The organism is Comamonas sp. AG1104 (assembly GCF_003350425.1).
Classification (GTDB): Bacteria; Pseudomonadota; Gammaproteobacteria; order Burkholderiales; family Burkholderiaceae_C; genus Comamonas; species Comamonas testosteroni.
The window spans coordinates 1-17,639 of sequence record NZ_QQAS01000010.1; the positions used below are offsets into that span (position 1 = coordinate 1).

The following is a 17,639-nucleotide window of genomic DNA, read 5'->3' on the forward strand; positions in this document are numbered from 1 at the left end:
TTACCCCAGGAACCCGCATTCTGGTGGACGGTACCCACAGAGCCTGCGTTCGATGTGGTGTTGGTCAACGAGCCCCAAGGTGAGGAAACGGCTCCCGATGTGGCGTTGTAGCCAGAGGTGGTGCCAGCATTGTTGTTGATGTAAGCCAAGCCGCCGCCAGGGCCGGCGCCAGTTGCAGCAACATTCGCTGTCTGGGAAGAGGCGCCGCCGAAGGCAGTGCCGCTGACGGGTCCTGCGTTATAGCCGGCAGCAGCAGCCGAGCCCGCATTGGCATTGGTAGCCGCTACGCCGCCCGCAACACCGTTGCCGGTGGTTGCGGAAAGGCTCTTCACATTACCGAAAGTAGTGGCGCTACCGTCGACAGCGGCCCCACCGATGCCAAAACCGCCTGCGCCGATAGCGCCGCCAGCAGCGTTTGCATTCGACGTGGCACCGGAGGTTGCACTATTCATGCTCAGCGCACTTCCGTTGCCCGAGCTGGCAGCACCCGACAGCGTGGCAGACGATGCGCTCGACGTCGTGTTTGTGGCTGCAATGCTTGAACTGCTCACTGCAGCAGATGCAACACCAGCCAACGCAATAACCGCCATGGCAATCAGAGACTTTTTCATGATCATTCCTTTGAATAGCGAGTTCCCAGATAACTGAGAGTGTGTGAGCGAGAGACCGATGCAATTTCGCAAAGGCCAGTGTTAACCGTCAACAAGTTCTGGAGTGCTTTGTTACGTTCCAAAACTGCTTTCGGTGAAGGCAGTTTCAGAAAACGACGGAGAAACAGTAATACCCCATTCAAAGATATTTTTTGAAGAATTTAAAATGATGAAAAAATGATTAATTTGTTATGGTCTGTGGATGATGTGCTATTGAAAAAATAGTGCTTGTTGGAAAATTCTTACAATGCTAAAAAATGTAATCTTTATTTCTTTTTATTTTATCTGCCCATTGTTTCAAAAATAAAGGGTTTACATCTATTTTGCGATGGAGATAAGTTAATACCTTGTATTCAAGTATTAATTTGTAAAAATATAAACCTTATTTTTCTATACTTGTTTTTTGTGGATTTCCAATGGGATGAATTTTATTTTTCGCGAGATTCGCAAGCAATCGACTCATCAAATGGAGTGTCACATGTATCTATCCGACGCATCTATGAGTTCACGGTTTGATGATGCAGGCAGTGCAGAAGTCACATCTACAGTCTTTGGGCGCATGTGGCCGTCCGACATGAAGGGGCAGCAGAACCAGCCGGTGCGAGTCTTTCTGGTTGACGAGGACAGCCATGTCAGGAATGTGATCTCGCAGGAGCTCATGCGTGACCCGCGCACTCTTCTGGTAGGGCAGGCTTCCAGCTACAAGGAGGCTCGTAAGAACGTCTTTTTGCAAGAGTTCGATGTGCTCCTCATTGACCTGTCTATTGGTGAAGGCCAGGGAGACGAGTTGCTGGAATCGATCCAACTAAAGAGGCCTGACGTGCTCAGCATTGCAATTTCTGCAAGTGAAAACGACGATGCGGCAATGAATGCTCTTAAAAGAGGCGCTGTTGGATACCTGGTGAAAAACTCATGGTTTGGAAGTTACTCGCAAGCTGTGCTGGAAGTGGCCAATGGCGGAGCGGCTATATCTCCAGTAGTGGCAAAAAAAATCATTCCTAAAATATTCAAAGCCAATTTGCATGAAGAAAGCATCCTCAAACACAAGAGCTTCGAGTCGCTGACTGAAAGAGAAGTGGAAATATTGAAATTGATAGCTCAAGGAAAAAGCTCTCTCGAGGTTGCGTCCTACTTGAAAATAAGCCCTTTGACTGTGTCAACGCATATAAAAAATATTTATGGAAAAATGCAAGTAAGAACCAGAGCGCAAGCTGTCAGGTGTGCTATCCTGATAGGAGTTATTTGAATACTGCTGTTAGCTGTGCTCGAGTTCTTACATGAAGAAATACTCTGTCTGACATCGAGTATTGAAATGATATTTGAATTTGAAATATTCGTTTGAAGGTTTCTTTACAGGGAAATTTCTTTCATGAGGTGGAGGGCGCTTTACCTGACCGATCTTCGATCATGTGGTCCATGTTGGGCAAGGCTTGCGTGCTGCTTTCACATGGATGCGATCCAGCAGCTTTGGCGCTTCATCAAGGTCGTGGTTGGGTCGACCGCGAGGTTGGGCATGTCGCACATAGGCATGGCGCGGATTCGTTTGCCTGCCTCTTCAGTGACGGTGACTTCTGTGCGGTAGTCCTCCGCGTCGCAGTCATCTCCCCAAAGGCGGGAGATGCTGCAATCTCAAATGCCAATTTCAAATTCAATAGCACCTTTGACTTTCTAGGTCTTGCTGACGTCGTGCCTGAGCAGGCCTGGGGCATCTTTACTGCAATCACATCATTCAAAAGCATGCCGGTGGCAAATGCCTGGTCCATTCCGTCACGTAGCACTTGATCGACTTGCGCATCGACGGCGCGAAACAGCTCTGGCGTGATCTTGAAAGTGCGGGCGTTGTGTCCATGCGCCAGGCCCGAAGATCTCAAGCTGATTTCGGTCAACGAGATCGTGGCCAAGGATGATTTCAGTGTGATCAGGAAAGCCCGCGAGGCCAATGTGCTGGCCGCGTATCCCGTCCCGTCCGGATTGCAGGGCATCATCCCCAACATCACGGGCAGACTTGGCAATGCCAGCCAATCCCTGGATGTTTTCTACAAGAATGAGGTTACCCCGTTGCAAGAGCTGTGCGAGACATTCAAAGAGTGGGCGGGATGGGGCATTGTGAGGTTGCTTTCTTATGAGGCAAATTCGAGCTGGCCACTGCACTCTATTCAGCGGTACTGGGAGGGGGAGTCAGGGAATGGGGGTACCACTCCGAAATGACCGATGCTGCGTGTGCATGTGCTGATCGCCAGAGGTCGTTCTGGCTGGAGCCAGGATGGTCTGGTAGTTCGATGTGTCTATCAGCAGCCCGAATAGCGAACCAAATGCCATGGTCCCAGTCCTTGTCTCGTCGCTGCTTCTTAAGGCCTGGTGCCGTAATCACGACGACTCTCTTATTGCCCGCTCTTGCATAGCCGATTTCAACCAGCGTTCCAAAAGCCTCCAGGTCTTCGAGATAGGCGACAACAACGTCGGCCCGTGAGATGCCTTGAAGAGCTCCGCGATAGGCAGCGCTTTGCGGGCTGGAGGGAGAGTAAGAATTCGTGCCATGCATCGGTCCATGGTTGCCATTTCTCGCTTTCCACGGACCGGAATACATGAACCTCGTACAAGTTCCGTGAAATAGCATTTCTTCCGGCGGTGCAATCAGCACATCGGTATCTGAATTCTCGATCCCTAGATCACCAAGTGCCTTGGATCTGGATACGTCGAAGATTCGCCAACAGGAAAACTCTCCGCCCAGGTTCCCATTGTCTGAAGCTGTCCCCATTTTTCCCGCCATGTAGACGACAGGTAGAACCAGGTTCGCCTGGCGAGTTGCCCTGCTCGCCTGCAGCCAGCTTTCGACATCCGTTTCGAACCAGCCAACTGCTCTGTTGCTCATTGGTGTGGGATGGGGAAACTTGTCCTTGCGCAACAGCTTGTAGAGCATCGATCTTGATAACCCAGTCCGTGTCAGAACCTCATCCATAGAGATGACATTCTTGGTGAAGCGTGACGTGCTCTCCGTAGACATATGGCTTCTTGAGCTCGTGTGTTAGATGGATGAACTGGCGTTAATTAATGCAATAAGTATTAAGTTTCGATAGCCATAACCGATGTAGGAGTGATTCTGGCATTGTTGTCGAATACGAACGATTTGTATTCTGTGTATATTTTCATACCCTTTCACCATGCGGAGGGACATGACGTTCCTGCCGAGTCCGCCTGCTTCGTAAGGTGCAAATTACGAGCTGGTCGGCATATCAACCTGCACTGATGCACGGGAGGCCGGGTCTTTGAGGGGGCGGGAAATTACGAGGCTTGCGGGACGCCAGATAGGCTGAAGCCATCATTGGGTGGGGGTGCCTTTGTTCAAGGCGAGAGCTGCCATCTCGCCATGCAAGCGGGAGGACACAGGCATGCTTTCGGATGTCGTCGCATGGTTTTTGCGCCAATCGTTTTTTTGAGATACGCCAAATCTCAATTTGCGAGGGGGCCATTGCGGCAAAGAAAAAAAGCCGTTAAGTCCTTAAAACTTAACGGCTTTTTGTATGTGGTGCCCGGGGCCGGAATCGAACCGGCACGCCTTGCGGCGGGGGATTTTGAGTCTGACCACTTACCCATAGGGGGGCGCAGTTTTTGCCACGTTTTAGACGCAACGGTTGCGACTCGCCACACTCTTGCCGATCCGGTTTGCGCCAACGAAATCGCATGCTGCAATGGGGTTGACGACTGAGGAGTCAATTTAGTCTGAATGACGAGGTAGTGAGCATTGGTCCACATGCAACTGAGGCACAGTTTCAGCTTCATGCGAACAAGGTGCAGTGCCCCAGCAACATTGCGCCTTGTCGCCTAGATGAAGACAAGTTAAGCGCCGGCTCAGTGAGTCTTACGGTCGGAAGAGGATCATCAGTGCAGAGAGACTCTTAGTAGGGAGTCGTGGTGCTGCGACATGTGAACATGGGGCGTTGATTTGTGAAGCATGTTCCTGCGGAGACATCAGCAAGCTAGCATACACTATCCGATGCGAAAAGCTAGGATAAACGGCTTTCTTATTAGCAATATGTCAATTTCGCCAATGTATTGATATATTTTATGTTTATTAAATAGAGTTTTTAATTCGATAGTGCAAGAATAAATGAAATATACAGATAGTCAAAATAAATATAGGCCTGACATAGACGGATTGAGAGCCATTGCTGTTGTATCAGTTGTTATATTTCATGCGTTTCCTACGATTTTAACAGGTGGATTCATTGGCGTTGATATATTTTTTGTTATATCAGGATTCCTGATAACATCAATTATTCTAAATAATATTGAAAATAATAAATTTAGTTTTTTGGATTTTTATTCGAGGCGAGTTAAAAGAATTTTTCCAGCGCTCATTTTGGTTCTGACGGCATGCTATGTTCTTGGCTGGATTTTGTTGTTGCCAGGAGAGTATAAGCAGCTTGGAAAGCACATCGCGTCAGGAATTGGTTTTGTTGCAAATATTGTTTATTGGGGTGAGTCAGGATATTTTGACTCATCAGCGGAAACGAAGCCGCTTTTGCATTTGTGGAGTTTGGGAGTAGAGGAACAGTTTTATATTTTTTTTCCTTTGATAATATGGTGTGCATGGAAATTTAGTTTTAATATTTTCTCTATTTTGATATTTTTATTTTTTTCTTCATTTTCATTGAATGTTTTTTATGTCAATAAATATCCGGATGCAACTTTTTATCTTTTGCCGACCCGTGCTTGGGAAATGATTTCTGGTGGTGTGTTAGCTTATGCTACGTTATTTTATAAAAATGAATTGAATTATTTTTTTGGAAGATTAAATACACTATCTAAGAGAATAATTTTTAGTTCCAATGTGAAGAATGATAATGTTTTTGTAAATATTTTATCTTTTTCTGGTTTGGTATTGCTGATTTTCGGGTTCTTTAAAGTTACCGAGGAAATGGCATTCCCGGGATGGATTGCTGTTATACCGGTTTTGGGTACGATTTTTGTAATTGCTTCTGGGCAGAATGCATGGATAAATAGAACCTTTCTTTCAAATAAAATTGCCGTTTGGTTCGGATTGATATCATTTCCTCTGTACCTCTGGCATTGGCCTCTGCTTGTGTTTCCTCGGATGGTAATGGGTGAGGAAACATCTTTTGAGGTTCGCTTGGCAGCCGTTTTTGCCTCAGTCGTTCTCTCCTGGATTACGTTGAAAATTGTAGAAAAGCCCTTGCGTCATGGTGGACGAAGAACAGCTATTTTTCTTATTGCCTCAGGTATTTTTACACTAATGATTAGTGTTTTCATTTATAAGAATGATGGATTTATGGGGCGCTTTTCTTATATGGAGAGGATGGTTTCTCAATTTGGCTGGAATGGAGACCAAAAGGATAATCTCTGTATTAGCAATATTGATCAAAATTCTGAATTTTGCAGGCTATCTAAAGACATGGATCCATCAATATTACTTGTTGGTGACTCAATATCATGGCAGCTCTATTTTGGATTGGCTGAGCAAACAAAGGAAGAAAAATCATCCGTTCTCGCTTACTCGCAAGGTGGTTGTGCTGCATTCTTTGGATTCTCAGACCGATTCGACTATAAAGATTGCCTTGACGTTACCTTGAGAGTTTTAGATAGGGCCAAAAATAATCAAAGCGTTAAAACTGTTATATTCTCATCTAGGCCAAGATTTTATGCAGATGGACTGCATCCTTTGAATATGGGTTATGTTCAAGGAGAAAAAGAGAGATTCTCATCCAAAGAGGAATTTATGAAGCACGTTTCGTCTAATTTTTCTGGCGTCATGAGCGATTTGATAAAAAGTGGTAAACAGGTTATTTTTGTAAAAAACAATCCTTCATTGAGCTTCGATCCCAAAAAATGTGTCACTAGACCTTGGAAACCAGTTGATAACGACAATTGTGTAGAGAGATATTCTGAGCATGTGAAAAATAGTGCTGAATATAATGCTCTAATTGATGGCTTGATAAGCAATTTTCCAGAAATTAAAGTCTTTGATCCGGCAGAAATTTTGTGTGATAAGTCACAAAACTTATGCTATCCAGTAAAAGATGGAAGCATGCTGTATAGAGATAATCAGCACTTATCTGTTGATGGGTCGAGGTTTATTGGTAAATACCTTTATCCATTGATTACACAGTAAAATTTAAAATCTCAATGATCGGGCGCATTTCAACCGCGTAGCTTGTGCCGGTAATCTGCGCCCGGTATTGCTTGCGCGTCACGCATATTGCTGTGGTCCAGCAGCTTTGATGACTCATCAATGTCTTCGGCCAGATTGGCTGCGAAGTTGTGCATAGCACGCAGGTGCATGGCGCGGATGCGTTGGCTTAGCTCATCATTGCCGGCGACTTCGGCGCGGTAGGCCGCTGTGTCCCATTCCCGCTCGCTGATGCTGCCAAGAGCGCACCGTCAGCGACACCCCAGCAGGCGCAAGTTCTGGACATGTCCGCGGGCCTGCGTCTTGAGGCGCCGGGCTGTTTTTGGTCGGGCTGGCGGCTGACGCACATTGCCCAGCACCTGGGCGTGCCGCGCACCACGCTGTACGGCTGGCACAAGTCCGATGGCTGGGATGACACCAGGCCACCGAGCGCGTGGAAGGCACGATGGAAGCCCGGCTGATCAAGCTGATCAACAAGGATAAGAAGAACGGCTAGGATGAGCGTGAGATTGACCTGCTGACGCGCCAATTGGAGCGGCTGGCACGCATTTACAAGTATGAGAAGACTGGTCAGGAAGCCGACCTGAACCCCAACATTGATGCGCGCAATGCGGGGCCAAAGAAGAAACCGACAAAGAACTACATCTCGCCTGAGGATGTGCAAAAGCATCAAGGATGCTTTCCTTGGCTCGCTTTACGACTATCAGCATGTCTGGTGGGAGAACATTGGCGAGCGCACCCGGCAGATTCTCAAATCCCGCCAGATTGGCGCGACGTGGTACTTCGCTCGTGAGGCGCTGATTGACGCACTGGAGAACGGGCGCAATCAGATCTTTCTTTCGGCCAGCCGCTCTCAGGCCGATGTGTTTCGTGCATACATCGTGGCCTTTGTGCAGGAGGTGCTGGGCAAGACCCTGACGGGCGAAGCCTGCGCGCACGCTGCAATCTGCCAGAGGCAAAGCAACTGGGGAGGCAGTGAGTTGGACGGGCATGCCGCTCAATAGTCGATGACTGTGTATAAATACAGCATATCAATCGTAGGCCGCCCAATGCTAGGTGTCCATTTTTTGCAGAGTGGTCATTGCAACCGGCTCTTTTCACGAACGCGGCAAAACTCAACCACGAACGCGCAAGGGGAAATCCAAAAATAAATGGGCAAAGAAAAAGCCGTTAAGTCTTTGGAACTTAACGGCTTTTTGTATGTGGTGCCCGGGGCCGGAATCGAACCGGCACGCCTTGCGGCGGGGGATTTTGAGTCCCCTGCGTCTACCAATTTCACCACCCGGGCTTCGCTTAGCGCAGACGCGAATTATGGCACAGTATTGGACATGAAAACTTATTCGACCATCGAACATGCTATCGGTCACACGCCGCTGGTGGCATTGCAACGTATAGGCGCGGATGCAAACCGTGAACGTGCAAACGTAGTGCTGGGCAAGCTCGAAGGCAACAACCCGGCTGGCTCCGTCAAGGACCGGCCTGCGCTGTCCATGATCCAGCGTGCTGAAGAGCGCGGCGAGATCAAGCCGGGCGACGCACTGATCGAGGCAACGTCGGGTAACACCGGCATTGCCTTGGCCATGGCTGCAGCCATCAAGGGCTATCGCATGATTCTGATCATGCCCGAGGACCTGTCCATCGAACGTGCACAGACCATGAAAGCTTATGGCGCCGAACTGATTCTGACGCCCAAGAGCGGCGGCATGGAATATGCGCGCGATCTGGCCGACCAGATGGTGGCTCAGGGCAAGGGTGTGCTGCTGGATCAGTTTGCCAACCCCGACAATCCCAGGGCCCACTATGAAACCACGGGGCCGGAGCTGTGGGAGCAGACCGGTGGCGAGATCACCCACTTTGTGAGTGCCATGGGTACGACCGGAACCATTACCGGCGTGGCCAAGTTCCTCAAGGAAAAGAACCCGAACATCAAGATCATCGGCGCTCAGCCTTCCGAGGGATCGCGCATTCCTGGCATCCGCAAGTGGCCTGAGGAGTATCTGCCCAAGATCTATGACGCGTCGCTGGTCGACGAACTGGTCTATGTGACCCAGGACGATGCCGAAGACATGGCCCGCCGCATGGCGCGCGAAGAAGGCATCTTTGCGGGTATCTCGGCTGCCGGGGCACTGTGGGTGGCCCAGGAAATTGCCAAGCGCGAGCAGAATGCCACCATCGTGTTTGTGGTGTGCGACCGTGGTGATCGCTACCTCTCTACAGGCGTGTTTCCGGCATGAGCCATGTCTTTTGCGTGATAGCGCAAAAGAGAATCAAAGCTCCAAATGACAGTCAGCGCTTATCCATCAAGCGCTGACTGCTAGCAATATCAAGAATAGTACTTACGCAAACAAGAATGCAACAGCGGCCTGCCTTCTGAGACAGACGCCTCGCCTGAACCTGTTTTGCGTAAGTCGTGAAGAATACGGAGAGCCTCATGGCTTATGAAGTCCGCTTTTGTTCCAACTGCGCGACTGAGCTGCAATGGATTGTGGCCAGCGAGGACAGCGGCGAGGTACAGCGTCTGCGTTGCCCGAGTTGCGGGTTCACGCATTGGGGCAATCCCACGCCGGTGCTGGCGGCTGTGGTGGAGGGTGATGACGGCCGGGTGCTGCTGGCGCGCAATGCACTGTGGCAAGAGGGTGTTTTCGGCCTGATTACGGGCTTTATGGAAGCCGGTGAATCGCCAGAAGCCGGTATCTGTCGCGAGGTTCTCGAAGAGACGGGGCTGCGCGTGAAGGCGCTGCGTCTGCTGTGCTGCTCGGAGTTTCTGCGCATGAATCAGGTGCTGATTGCCTACCATGTGCGTGTGCATGGCCGGCCAGAGGATGTGAAGCTCTCGCCCGAGCTGCTGGAATACCGTTGGCAGACGGCCCAGGAGTCGCTGTGCTGGCCTGCGGGCACGGGCTACGCTCTGGCAGAGTGGATCAAGCAAAAAGGCTTCGAACCGCGCTTTGGCGCTTTCCGACCTGGTCAAAGTCCCGAGCCTGACCCCGCTAAATGGCCTGTGCGACGCTGGGGCGAGGATCCGCGCTTTACGGTGGCCCCCGTTCTGGTTTGAGCAAAGACCGCGCTGGCACTGCCAGCGCCTGGTTTTTCTACAATCGGAGCTGACGAGGAATCCACCCCATGCACGTAGATCAAGAAGTTGACACCCGCGGCCTGAACTGTCCGCTGCCCATTCTCAAAGCCAAGAAAGCGCTGGCTGCCATGCAAAGCGGCCAACTGCTCAAGGTCGTGGCCACCGATACCGGCTCCATCCGGGACTTCCAGGCCTTTGCCAAGCAGACCGGCAATGAGCTGGTCGAGCAGCAGACGGTCGGTGATGAATTCATTCACATCCTGCGCCGACGTTGAAAGTCAACGGTTGACGCAACAAAGGCCTGCACTTGCAGGCCTTTTTCGTATCAGAGTTCCTTGGCGCGCTGGCTCAGAGGCTCAAGCTTTTGAGGTACTCGCGAAAGCTGTCGCCCACATCGGGGTGCTGCAGCGCCAGCTCCACCGTGGCCTGCAGAAAACCTTCCTTGCTGCCGCAGTCATAGCGTTTGCCGGCGTATTGGAAGGCGTAGACGGCCTCGTGCTGCATCAGGCGCTCGATGGCATCGGTCAGCTGAATCTCTCCGCCCACGCCCTGGGGCTGGTTGCGGATCTGGTCGAAGATGGCCGGGGTCAGTACATAGCGGCCGGCCACGCCCATGCGCGACGGGGCTTTTTCGGGGGCGGGCTTTTCCACGATCTCGTCGATACGCATCAGCGGTCCGCCTGCGGGCTCGCCCTTGACGATGCCGTAGCGCTTGGTGTGCTCAAGCGGCACTTCCTGCACGGCCAGCAGAGAACGGCCCTGCTTCTGGAAGGCGGCAGTCATCTGCGCCATCACGCCGGGGCCGCCGTTCTCTCCTGTCATCAGGTCGTCGGCCAGAATCACGGCAAAGGGCTCGTTCCCCACCAGAGGCTCTGCGCACAGCACGGCATGGCCCAGACCCAGGGAGCGGGGCTGGCGCACGAACAGGCAGTTCATGTCGGCCGGGCTGACGCTGCGCACCAGATCCAGCATGGCCTGCTTGCCGGCATTCTCGAGTTCGTTCTCGAGTTCGTAGGAGGTGTCGAAATGGTCTTCGATGGCCCGCTTGCTGCGGCCGGTGACAAAGACCATGTCGCGGATGCCGGCCTCGTAAGCCTCTTCCACGGCGTACTGGATCAGCGGCTTGTCCACGACGGGCAGCATTTCCTTGGGCGAAGCCTTGGTGGCGGGCAGAAAACGGGTGCCCAGGCCTGCAACAGGGAACACGGCTTTGCGGACGCGGGTTTGATTGCTCATAGAAACTCTCTCTCTATTCCATTTTCCTGAGGCTTGCATTTGGAGCCGCCCAAGCCGGGGGCGCCGAGCAAGGGTCGCCCCGCCGCGAGGGTGCTGTCCCCCTTTTCAGGGGGAAGCCGCGTAGCGGCTCAGGGGGTTCTCGTTTCAGCCCAGACGAGCCAGTTGCTCGTTGATGCGGACCAAGGTGGCGCCGAAATCGGCAAGACGCTTGCGCTCCTGCTCCAGCACCGCCGCAGGAGCCTTGGCGCAGAAGGCCTCGTTGCTCAGCTTGCCGTTGGCCTTGACGATCTCGCCTTCGAGGCGCTTGGCTTCCTTGCTCAGGCGGGCCTTCTCGGCTTCCACGTCAATCTCCACGAACAAAGCCAGGCGGATATCGCCCATCACGTTCACGGGCGAGGCTTGAGCTGCAGTGGCCCAGGCGGCCTCGTCGTCGAAGACCTTGACTTCGCTTAGCTTGGCCAGGTTCTTGAGAACATCGGCATTGGCGCGCAGGAAGGCCGAATCGTCGGCATTGCCGGCAACCGCCAGCAGCGGCAGGCGCTGGGCGGGCGAGACGCCCATCTCACCACGCAGAGCGCGGCAGGCGTCAACCATCTGCTTGATGCGGCCCACGTAGGCAATCGATGCTTCGTCGATTTTCTCGGGTTGGGCTTCGGGGTAGCGGGCCACGGCGATGGACTCGCCCTTGAGGCCGGCCACGGGCGCAACTTGCTGCCACAGCTCTTCCGTCACGAACGGAATGATGGGGTGGGCCAGACGCAGGATCGCCTCCAGCGTACGGATCAGCGTGCGGCGTGTGGCGCGCTGCTGGGCTTCATTGCCAGTCTGGATCTGCACCTTGGCGATTTCCAGATACCAGTCGCAGAACTCGTTCCAGACGAAGTCGTAAATCGTGTTGGCGACATTGTCCAGGCGGAACTCGGCAAAGCCCTTGGCCACTTCGGCCTCGACCTTCTGCAGCTGCGAGGCGATCCAGCGGTCGGGCTGGCTGAAGTGCATATAACCCGCAAACTCGCCGCCGGGCTGGCATTGCTCCTTGGTGTGAGGAGCCAGGCCGCAGTCATGGCCTTCGCAGTTCATCAGCACGAAGCGCGAAGCATTCCAGAGCTTGTTGCAGAAGTTGCGGTAGCCCTCGCAGCGCTTGCTGTCGAAGTTGATGCTGCGGCCCAGAGACGCCAGGGCGGCAAAGGTGAAGCGCAGTGCGTCGGCACCGTAGGCGGGAATGCCTTCGGGGAATTCCTTTTGCGTGTTCTTGCGCACCTGGGGCGCAGTCTCGGGCTTGCGCAGGCCGGTGGTGCGCTTTTCCAGCAGCGGCTCCAGCGAGATGCCGTCGATCAGATCGACTGGGTCCAGCACATTGCCTTCGGACTTGCTCATCTTCTTGCCCTGTGCATCGCGCACCAGGCCATGGATGTAGACATGCTTGAACGGAACGCGACCGGTGAAGTGCGTGGTCATCATGATCATGCGCGCCACCCAGAAGAAGATGATGTCGTAACCCGTCACCAGCACCGAGGAGGGCAGGTAGAGGTTGTAATCATCATCGGCAGCATTGCCCTGCTCGGGCCAGCCCATGGTGCTGAACGGAACCATGGCCGAGGAGTACCAGGTGTCCAGCACGTCTTCGTCGCGGGTCAGCTTCTTGCCGGGGGCCTGTGCCTGGGCTTCGGCTTCGTTCTTGGCGACGTAGATATTGCCTTCTTCGTCATACCAGGCCGGAATCTGGTGACCCCACCACAGCTGGCGCGAGATGCACCAGTCCTGGATGTTGTTCATCCATTGGTTGTAGGTGTTGACCCAGTTTTCGGGCACGAAGGTCACGTCGCCATTGGCCACGGCATCAATCGCCTTCTGGGCGATGGACTTGCCGGTAGGGTCCTGGTCGCTGACCTTGCTCATTGCGATGAACCACTGGTCGGTCAGCATGGGCTCGATCACCTGGCCGGTACGGTCGCAGATGGGCACCATCAGCTTGTGCTTCTTGATCTCGACCATCAGGCCCAGTTCTTCCAGGTCGGCCACGATGGCCTTGCGGGCCACAAAGCGGTCCATGCCACGGTATTTCTCGGGTGCTTCGTCGTTGATCTTGGCGGTCAGCGTCAGCACCGTGATCATGGGCAGCTTGTGGCGCTGGCCCACCTGATAGTCGTTCTGGTCATGCGCAGGCGTCACCTTCACCACGCCGGTGCCGAATTCGCGGTCCACGTATTCGTCGGCAATGATGGGGATCTGGCGGCCCACCAGCGGCAGGGTCACGGTCTGGCCGATCAGGGCGCGATAGCGCTCGTCTTCGGGGTGGACCATCACGGCCACGTCGCCCAGCATGGTTTCGGGGCGGGTGGTGGCGACCACCAGTTGGCCTTCGCCGCTGGTCAGCGGGTAGGCGATATGCCACAGGCTGCCGTCCTTTTCCTGGTTCTCGACTTCCAGATCGGACACTGCAGACTGCAGCACCGGGTCCCAGTTCACCAGGCGCTTGCCGCGGTAGATCAGGCCTTGCTGGTACAGCTTCACAAAGGTCTCGGTCACCACCTTGGACAGCTTGTCGTCCATGGTGAAGTACTCACGGCTCCAGTCCACGGTGTCGCCCATGCGGCGCATCTGGGTGGTGATGGTGTTGCCGGACTTTTCCTTCCACTCCCAGACCTTTTTGGTGAATTCGTCACGGCCCAGGTCATAGCGGCTCACGCCCTGGGTCTGCAGCTGGCGCTCAACCACGATCTGGGTAGCGATGCCTGCATGGTCGGTGCCGGGAATCCAGGCCGTGTTGTAGCCCTTCATGCGGTGGTAGCGTGTCAGCGAGTCCATGATGGTCTGGTTGAACGCGTGGCCCATGTGCAGCGTACCTGTCACATTGGGTGGGGGCAGCTGGATGGAGAAGTTGTTGCCTGCAGCGGTGGCTTCGGTACCGGGCTTGCCCGTGCCGCGATAGCCGGCATTGCCGTAGCCGCGCTTTTCCCACTCAGGACCCCAATGGGCTTCGATGGAGGCAGGTTCAAAAGACTTGGAGAGGCTGTCGAGGCCGGGCTGTTGAATGGTGTCGCTCATGGCTGCGTTACAAGAACTCTGGAAATGAAAACGGCATCCTGAAAAGGGATGCCGTCTGCATGAAAGATAGGGACGGATTGCCAATGATTTTAGCGATCCGATCCGATGATGAGCGCGGTAGGTCTTATTTCGCCCTTCTGCGCTTATTTATCAAGTGCTCGTAGCTATAAAACTGATACCGACTGAGCCAGCTGCACTTTGAATATGCATGCGCCAGCCAAAGGGCAGCAAGCGAGGCCTGGGCGGCCCCAATCGCCCCGCAGCCCCCCCGCCAAGCACAGAGGGGGACGGCGCGGGGCCACCTGGGCATAGCGCCTCAGAGGGGGCGCTTACTTGGGAGGAACAAACTCCGGCCGGTCGTTGCTTTGCGGTTTGAGCGGAGCGTCGGACTTGCCTTCGGCACGTTCCTTGCGCCACTGCTCCTTGCGGGCCGTCCACTCGTCCAGGCGTGCATGGGCGGTCTTGCTTTCCTTGAGCATTTGCAGCTCGTCGGCCAGCTGGGCCGTCAACTCCAGGCGGATGCCGTTGGGGTCGAAGAAGTAAATGCTCTTGAAGATGTGGTGATCGGTCACGCCCAGCACTTCCACGCCGCAGGCCTGCAGGCGGGCCTTGGTGTTTTCCAGCTCCTGCACGGAGTCCACGCGGAAGGAGATGTGATTGATCCAGATCGGAGTGTTGGGTGAGGGCAGGGCTGCCTCGTCGTCGCCAATGTCAAAGAAGGCGATGAAGGAGCCGTCCTTGAGGCGGAAGAAGAAATGGGTGTAGGGGCAGTACTCGCCCGTGGAGGGGACGTAGTCGCTCTGGATGATGTGATAGAGCGGCAGGCCCAGGATGTCCTCGTAGAAGTGACGGGTCTCTTCCGCATCCTTGGCCTTGTAGGCGTAGTGGTGCAGCTGCTGCACGGCGGCAGGTGCGGGCAGCTGGCTCATGTCCGCGCGCCGGGGCTGGGAGTAAACCGGAGTAGGGGCGGCTTGGCTCATGCGATGTCTCCTTCAATTGTGTGAGTGGATTTATTCTACTATTCGTAATTGATTAACCTAAAGTAAATTTTTTAATGAAAGGGATTTTTGTCTGAAGTATGCCGCAGACGCAAAAAAGCCCGGACCGTTTGCACGGGCCGGGCCAAAGAGAGAGCCCGCAAAGGGCTTCACTCGAGAGTCTTTGCGGACCTGGATTACTGCTTCACGGCTTCGATCTGCATGACCAGGCGCACTTGCTTGGAGAAGCCATAGGGGATGCCGTAGTCCACGCCCCACTGGGTGCGGTCGATGGATGCTTCAAAGTCGCCGCCGCAGACTTCACGCTTTTGCAGCATGGGGCTTTCGTAGCAGGTGAACTTGTTGGCCTTGAGGGTGACGGGGGCGGTCTTGCCCTTGAGCGTCAGGTGGCCGGTCACTTCCTTGAGCTTGTCGCCGTCGAAGACAAATTTGTCGGAGACAAACTTGGCGCTGGGGAATTTCTCGGCGTCAAAGATGTCGGCGCTTTGCAGATGCTTGTTGAAAGCGGCGGTGCCGGAGTTCACCGATGTCATGTCCAGTTCGACATCGACCTTGCCGGTCTTGCCTGCCTTGTCGAACTGCACGTTGCCGCTCTTCTTGTCAAAGCGGGCACGGTTGGTGGAGGCACCAAAGTGATCGATCTCGAAAGTCGCAAACGTGTGTGTGGGGTCGATGGCGTAGGTGGCTGGTGCCGCCTGGGCAGCGGTGGCAAACAGGGACGCAGCGGCCAGGGCGAACAGAGTGGAACGCATGGTGAATACTCCTTCAGGGATTGGAACTATCAAAACATGAGCTACCAGCGATTGACTATCAAGGGCTGGAGCCAAAAAACGCTTAGAGCTTGCCGACGCCGGTCAGAGCCAGCTTGAATTGCACGTTGACCTCGTCGGCCACCATGGAGGTGTCCTTCCAGTCGCCATCGCCGATCTTGAAGTTCAGGCGCTTGAGCGCCAGCGTGCCGGCGGCCGTGGTGGTGGCGCCGGACTGGGTCAGCGTCACGGGCAGGCTCACCTTATGTGCATTGCCCTTGATGGTCAGCGTGCCGTCCACCTGGAACTTGCCGCCCCCCAGAGCCTTGACGGCGCTGGAGTCAAAGGTGGCCTGAGGGAATTTGGCAACGTTGAACCAGTCTGCCTTGGGCAGTTCGGCATCGGTTTCCTTGGCGCCCATGGTGGCGCTGCCGGTATCGACCGTGAAATGGATCTTGCTGCTCTCGGGTTTGGCAGCGTCGAAGGCAATCTGGGCGTCGAACTTCTTGAAGTGGCCCTTGAGCGGCACGCCCATCTGCTTGGCTTCAAAGTTGACGGCGCTCTGTGCAGGCACCAGGGCTTGGGCCGCCTGCGCAGCAGTGCCGATGAAGGCGGTGGCGATCAGTGCGGAGGAAAAAAGGACTTTCATCAAAAACTCCTTGTGATGAACAGAGAAAATTGAAAAATTGGCGCGATCCAAGCGAGAAACACCGAGCAAGGGCCGCCCCGCAGCGACGGTGTTGTCCCCTTGGGGGGAAGCGGCGGGGCCGCTCAGGGGGGACTATTTGCCTGGAACCATTCGTGACAGCAGTCCGTCGCGGTCAACGATCTGATGCTTGATGACGGCAGCGATATGCATCACCACCAGGGCTGCCAGCGCATAGGCCAGATAGCCATGCCAGGGCTTGAGTGCTTCGGCCAGCTCGGGACTCTTGCTCACCAGGTCAGGCAGGGGCAATTGTCCGAACAGCACGATGGGAAAGCCTGCGGCCGAGCTGTACATCCAGCCCACCAGCGGGATGGCAAAGAACAGCGCATACATCAGGTGATGCACGCCATGGTGGGCCATGCGCTGCCAGCCCGGCATGGTGCGGGTGACGGCTTCGGGCAGCTCCGGTGGTCGGTGGGTGATGCGCCAGACCAGGCGCAGCACGGACAGGATCAGAATCGTCATGCCGGCCCATTTGTGCCAGTTGAAGTACTTGAGGCGTGTGGGCGAGAAAGGCAGCCCCGTCATATAGAGGCCAAAGGCGAAGATGCCGATCAGTGCCAAGGCCAGAACCCAGTGCAGGGCGATGGCGGTACCGGTATAGCGGGGGCTTGAGTTCATGGAAACTGCAATCAGAAAGTGCGGGTTGCGGGCGCTGGGGCCTGCTGAAATTGATATGCAGTGTATGAAGCGGGGAATGCAAAAAGGTTCAGCAAGATTGAGGGCTCGATTCAAAAAAGCTGAATGCCCGAGCCAAAAAGCGCCGGCTTCTGCAAGCTCATCGAGCAATCGATGCAGAGCGAAGTGGGCGCATGCCGTTTTGCACGACAAGCATCAATGAAGGAAGTCGGCATTGATGCACATCAATTTTCCGAGTATTTGACTTGTGAATTTGGGTGGCGAGAAATCATGCTGGCCGCTGTTTCTATACTCCGCGCCTCTTAGTCTTTTAAAAGACCAAAGCGTGGCGGACGGCCAAGGCTGGCGATATGTGGGCAGAAATGCCGACAACAACTGCAGCCGTT

19 protein-coding genes and 1 tRNA gene are annotated in these 17,639 nt (G+C 54.4%); 11 read left to right on the forward strand and 9 right to left on the reverse strand.

The genetic code is table 11. The features are described 5' to 3' along the window. A partial coding sequence (locus DFO48_RS21840) for a hypothetical protein (RefSeq protein ID WP_233506487.1) occupies positions 1 to 452 on the reverse strand: 452 nt, incomplete at its 3' end. Between DFO48_RS21840 and DFO48_RS21845 the strand changes: the two genes are divergently transcribed. From DFO48_RS21845 to DFO48_RS21860, 4 genes are all read left to right on the forward strand, one after another. Beyond that, positions 451 to 648 (forward strand): hypothetical protein, encoded by a 198-nt coding sequence (locus DFO48_RS21845; RefSeq protein WP_003078708.1) that lies wholly within the window; start codon positions 451 to 453, stop codon positions 646 to 648. The two genes, DFO48_RS21840 and DFO48_RS21845, sit on opposite strands and share 2 nt — an antisense overlap. 480 nt (positions 649 to 1,128) lie before the next feature. Next, complete coding sequence (locus DFO48_RS21850) at positions 1,129 to 1,896, forward strand: response regulator transcription factor (protein WP_003078710.1); 768 nt, start codon at positions 1,129 to 1,131, stop codon at positions 1,894 to 1,896. Between the two features lie 92 nt (positions 1,897 to 1,988). Then, positions 1,989 to 2,432: a hypothetical protein gene (locus DFO48_RS21855; protein ID WP_114864749.1), complete on the forward strand. Its 444-nt coding sequence runs from the start codon at positions 1,989 to 1,991 to the stop codon at positions 2,430 to 2,432. 36 nt (positions 2,433 to 2,468) lie between these two features. Then, positions 2,469 to 2,858, forward strand: a complete 390-nt coding sequence (locus DFO48_RS21860) for a hypothetical protein (protein WP_147282768.1) — start codon at positions 2,469 to 2,471, stop codon at positions 2,856 to 2,858. On the opposite strand, the gene DFO48_RS21865 is transcribed toward DFO48_RS21860, so the two are convergent. After that, positions 2,803 to 3,654, reverse strand: coding sequence for an AlpA family phage regulatory protein (locus DFO48_RS21865; protein WP_114864751.1), 852 nt, complete (start codon positions 3,652 to 3,654; stop codon positions 2,803 to 2,805). The genes DFO48_RS21860 and DFO48_RS21865 overlap by 56 nt on opposite strands. Positions 3,655 to 4,758: 1,104 nt before the next feature. On the opposite strand from DFO48_RS21865, the gene DFO48_RS21870 reads away from it, so the two are divergent. The 3 genes from DFO48_RS21870 (at position 4,759) to DFO48_RS25735 (ending at position 7,802) form a co-directional block, all read left to right on the forward strand. After that, positions 4,759 to 6,780, forward strand: coding sequence for an acyltransferase family protein (locus tag DFO48_RS21870; RefSeq protein ID WP_114864752.1), 2,022 nt, complete (start codon positions 4,759 to 4,761; stop codon positions 6,778 to 6,780). A gap of 302 nt (positions 6,781 to 7,082) precedes the next feature. Beyond that, positions 7,083 to 7,259 (forward strand): hypothetical protein, encoded by a 177-nt coding sequence (locus DFO48_RS25730; RefSeq protein ID WP_233506488.1) that lies wholly within the window; start codon positions 7,083 to 7,085, stop codon positions 7,257 to 7,259. A 195-nt stretch (positions 7,260 to 7,454) separates the two neighbouring features. Then, the gene (locus DFO48_RS25735) at positions 7,455 to 7,802 is read left to right on the forward strand and encodes a terminase large subunit domain-containing protein (RefSeq protein WP_233506489.1); all 348 of its coding nucleotides are present in this window, start codon (positions 7,455 to 7,457) and stop codon (positions 7,800 to 7,802) included. 199 nt (positions 7,803 to 8,001) lie between these two features. Here DFO48_RS25735 and DFO48_RS21880 read toward each other — a convergent pair. Then, a tRNA-Leu gene (locus tag DFO48_RS21880) sits at positions 8,002 to 8,086 on the reverse strand. Positions 8,087 to 8,126: 40 nt separating this feature from the next. Here DFO48_RS21880 and cysM point away from each other — a divergent pair. The 3 genes from cysM (at position 8,127) to DFO48_RS21895 (ending at position 10,149) form a co-directional block, all read left to right on the forward strand. Further along, positions 8,127 to 9,032, forward strand: a complete 906-nt coding sequence (gene cysM, locus DFO48_RS21885) for a cysteine synthase CysM (RefSeq protein ID WP_003078715.1) — start codon at positions 8,127 to 8,129, stop codon at positions 9,030 to 9,032. A gap of 197 nt (positions 9,033 to 9,229) precedes the next feature. Then, complete coding sequence (locus DFO48_RS21890) at positions 9,230 to 9,853, forward strand: NUDIX domain-containing protein (RefSeq protein WP_114864753.1); 624 nt, start codon at positions 9,230 to 9,232, stop codon at positions 9,851 to 9,853. A gap of 68 nt (positions 9,854 to 9,921) precedes the next feature. Further along, positions 9,922 to 10,149 carry a sulfurtransferase TusA family protein gene (locus tag DFO48_RS21895; protein ID WP_003052800.1) on the forward strand — a complete coding sequence of 76 codons (228 nt, stop codon included), beginning with the start codon at positions 9,922 to 9,924 and terminating at the stop codon, positions 10,147 to 10,149. Positions 10,150 to 10,222: 73 nt separating this feature from the next. On the opposite strand, the gene galU is transcribed toward DFO48_RS21895, so the two are convergent. The 6 genes from galU to DFO48_RS21925 form a co-directional block, all read right to left on the reverse strand. After that, positions 10,223 to 11,110 carry a UTP--glucose-1-phosphate uridylyltransferase GalU gene (galU, locus tag DFO48_RS21900; protein WP_003078718.1) on the reverse strand — a complete coding sequence of 296 codons (888 nt, stop codon included), beginning with the start codon at positions 11,108 to 11,110 and terminating at the stop codon, positions 10,223 to 10,225. 144 nt (positions 11,111 to 11,254) lie between these two features. After that, the gene (locus tag DFO48_RS21905) at positions 11,255 to 14,158 is read right to left on the reverse strand and encodes a valine--tRNA ligase (protein WP_114864754.1); all 2,904 of its coding nucleotides are present in this window, start codon (positions 14,156 to 14,158) and stop codon (positions 11,255 to 11,257) included. A 329-nt stretch (positions 14,159 to 14,487) separates the two neighbouring features. After that, complete coding sequence (locus tag DFO48_RS21910; RefSeq protein WP_003078725.1) at positions 14,488 to 15,138, reverse strand: VOC family protein; 651 nt, start codon at positions 15,136 to 15,138, stop codon at positions 14,488 to 14,490. 194 nt (positions 15,139 to 15,332) lie between these two features. Further along, entirely contained in the window at positions 15,333 to 15,908 is a 576-nt protein-coding gene (locus tag DFO48_RS21915; RefSeq protein WP_003078729.1) for a YceI family protein, read from the reverse strand. An 82-nt stretch (positions 15,909 to 15,990) separates the two neighbouring features. After that, positions 15,991 to 16,554, reverse strand: coding sequence for a YceI family protein (locus DFO48_RS21920; protein WP_114864755.1), 564 nt, complete (start codon positions 16,552 to 16,554; stop codon positions 15,991 to 15,993). 132 nt (positions 16,555 to 16,686) lie between these two features. Continuing rightward, the gene (locus tag DFO48_RS21925; RefSeq protein WP_042438214.1) at positions 16,687 to 17,235 is read right to left on the reverse strand and encodes a cytochrome b; all 549 of its coding nucleotides are present in this window, start codon (positions 17,233 to 17,235) and stop codon (positions 16,687 to 16,689) included. Between the two features lie 123 nt (positions 17,236 to 17,358). Between DFO48_RS21925 and DFO48_RS21930 the strand changes: the two genes are divergently transcribed. After that, positions 17,359 to 17,559, forward strand: a complete 201-nt coding sequence (locus DFO48_RS21930; protein ID WP_042438198.1) for a hypothetical protein — start codon at positions 17,359 to 17,361, stop codon at positions 17,557 to 17,559. Positions 17,560 to 17,639: the final 80 nt, after the last annotated feature.

Coding starts and splice junctions, on each gene's coding strand:
- DFO48_RS21870 (WP_114864752.1), top strand. CDS start 4,759: ATGAAATATACAGATAGTCAAAATAAATATAGGCCTGACATAGACGGA.
- DFO48_RS25730 (WP_233506488.1), top strand. CDS start 7,083: ATGTCCGCGGGCCTGCGTCTTGAGGCGCCGGGCTGTTTTTGGTCGGGC.
- DFO48_RS21915 (WP_003078729.1), bottom strand. CDS start 15,908: ATGCGTTCCACTCTGTTCGCCCTGGCCGCTGCGTCCCTGTTTGCCACC.
- DFO48_RS21895 (WP_003052800.1), top strand. CDS start 9,922: ATGCACGTAGATCAAGAAGTTGACACCCGCGGCCTGAACTGTCCGCTG.
- DFO48_RS21910 (WP_003078725.1), bottom strand. CDS start 15,138: ATGAGCCAAGCCGCCCCTACTCCGGTTTACTCCCAGCCCCGGCGCGCG.
- DFO48_RS21920 (WP_114864755.1), bottom strand. CDS start 16,554: ATGAAAGTCCTTTTTTCCTCCGCACTGATCGCCACCGCCTTCATCGGC.
- DFO48_RS21925 (WP_042438214.1), bottom strand. CDS start 17,235: ATGAACTCAAGCCCCCGCTATACCGGTACCGCCATCGCCCTGCACTGG.
- cysM (WP_003078715.1), top strand. CDS start 8,127: ATGAAAACTTATTCGACCATCGAACATGCTATCGGTCACACGCCGCTG.
- DFO48_RS21865 (WP_114864751.1), bottom strand. CDS start 3,654: ATGTCTACGGAGAGCACGTCACGCTTCACCAAGAATGTCATCTCTATG.
- DFO48_RS25735 (WP_233506489.1), top strand. CDS start 7,455: ATGTGCAAAAGCATCAAGGATGCTTTCCTTGGCTCGCTTTACGACTAT.
- DFO48_RS21905 (WP_114864754.1), bottom strand. CDS start 14,158: ATGAGCGACACCATTCAACAGCCCGGCCTCGACAGCCTCTCCAAGTCT.
- DFO48_RS21845 (WP_003078708.1), top strand. CDS start 451: ATGCTCAGCGCACTTCCGTTGCCCGAGCTGGCAGCACCCGACAGCGTG.
- DFO48_RS21850 (WP_003078710.1), top strand. CDS start 1,129: ATGTATCTATCCGACGCATCTATGAGTTCACGGTTTGATGATGCAGGC.
- DFO48_RS21930 (WP_042438198.1), top strand. CDS start 17,359: ATGCCCGAGCCAAAAAGCGCCGGCTTCTGCAAGCTCATCGAGCAATCG.
- galU (WP_003078718.1), bottom strand. CDS start 11,110: ATGAGCAATCAAACCCGCGTCCGCAAAGCCGTGTTCCCTGTTGCAGGC.
- DFO48_RS21890 (WP_114864753.1), top strand. CDS start 9,230: ATGGCTTATGAAGTCCGCTTTTGTTCCAACTGCGCGACTGAGCTGCAA.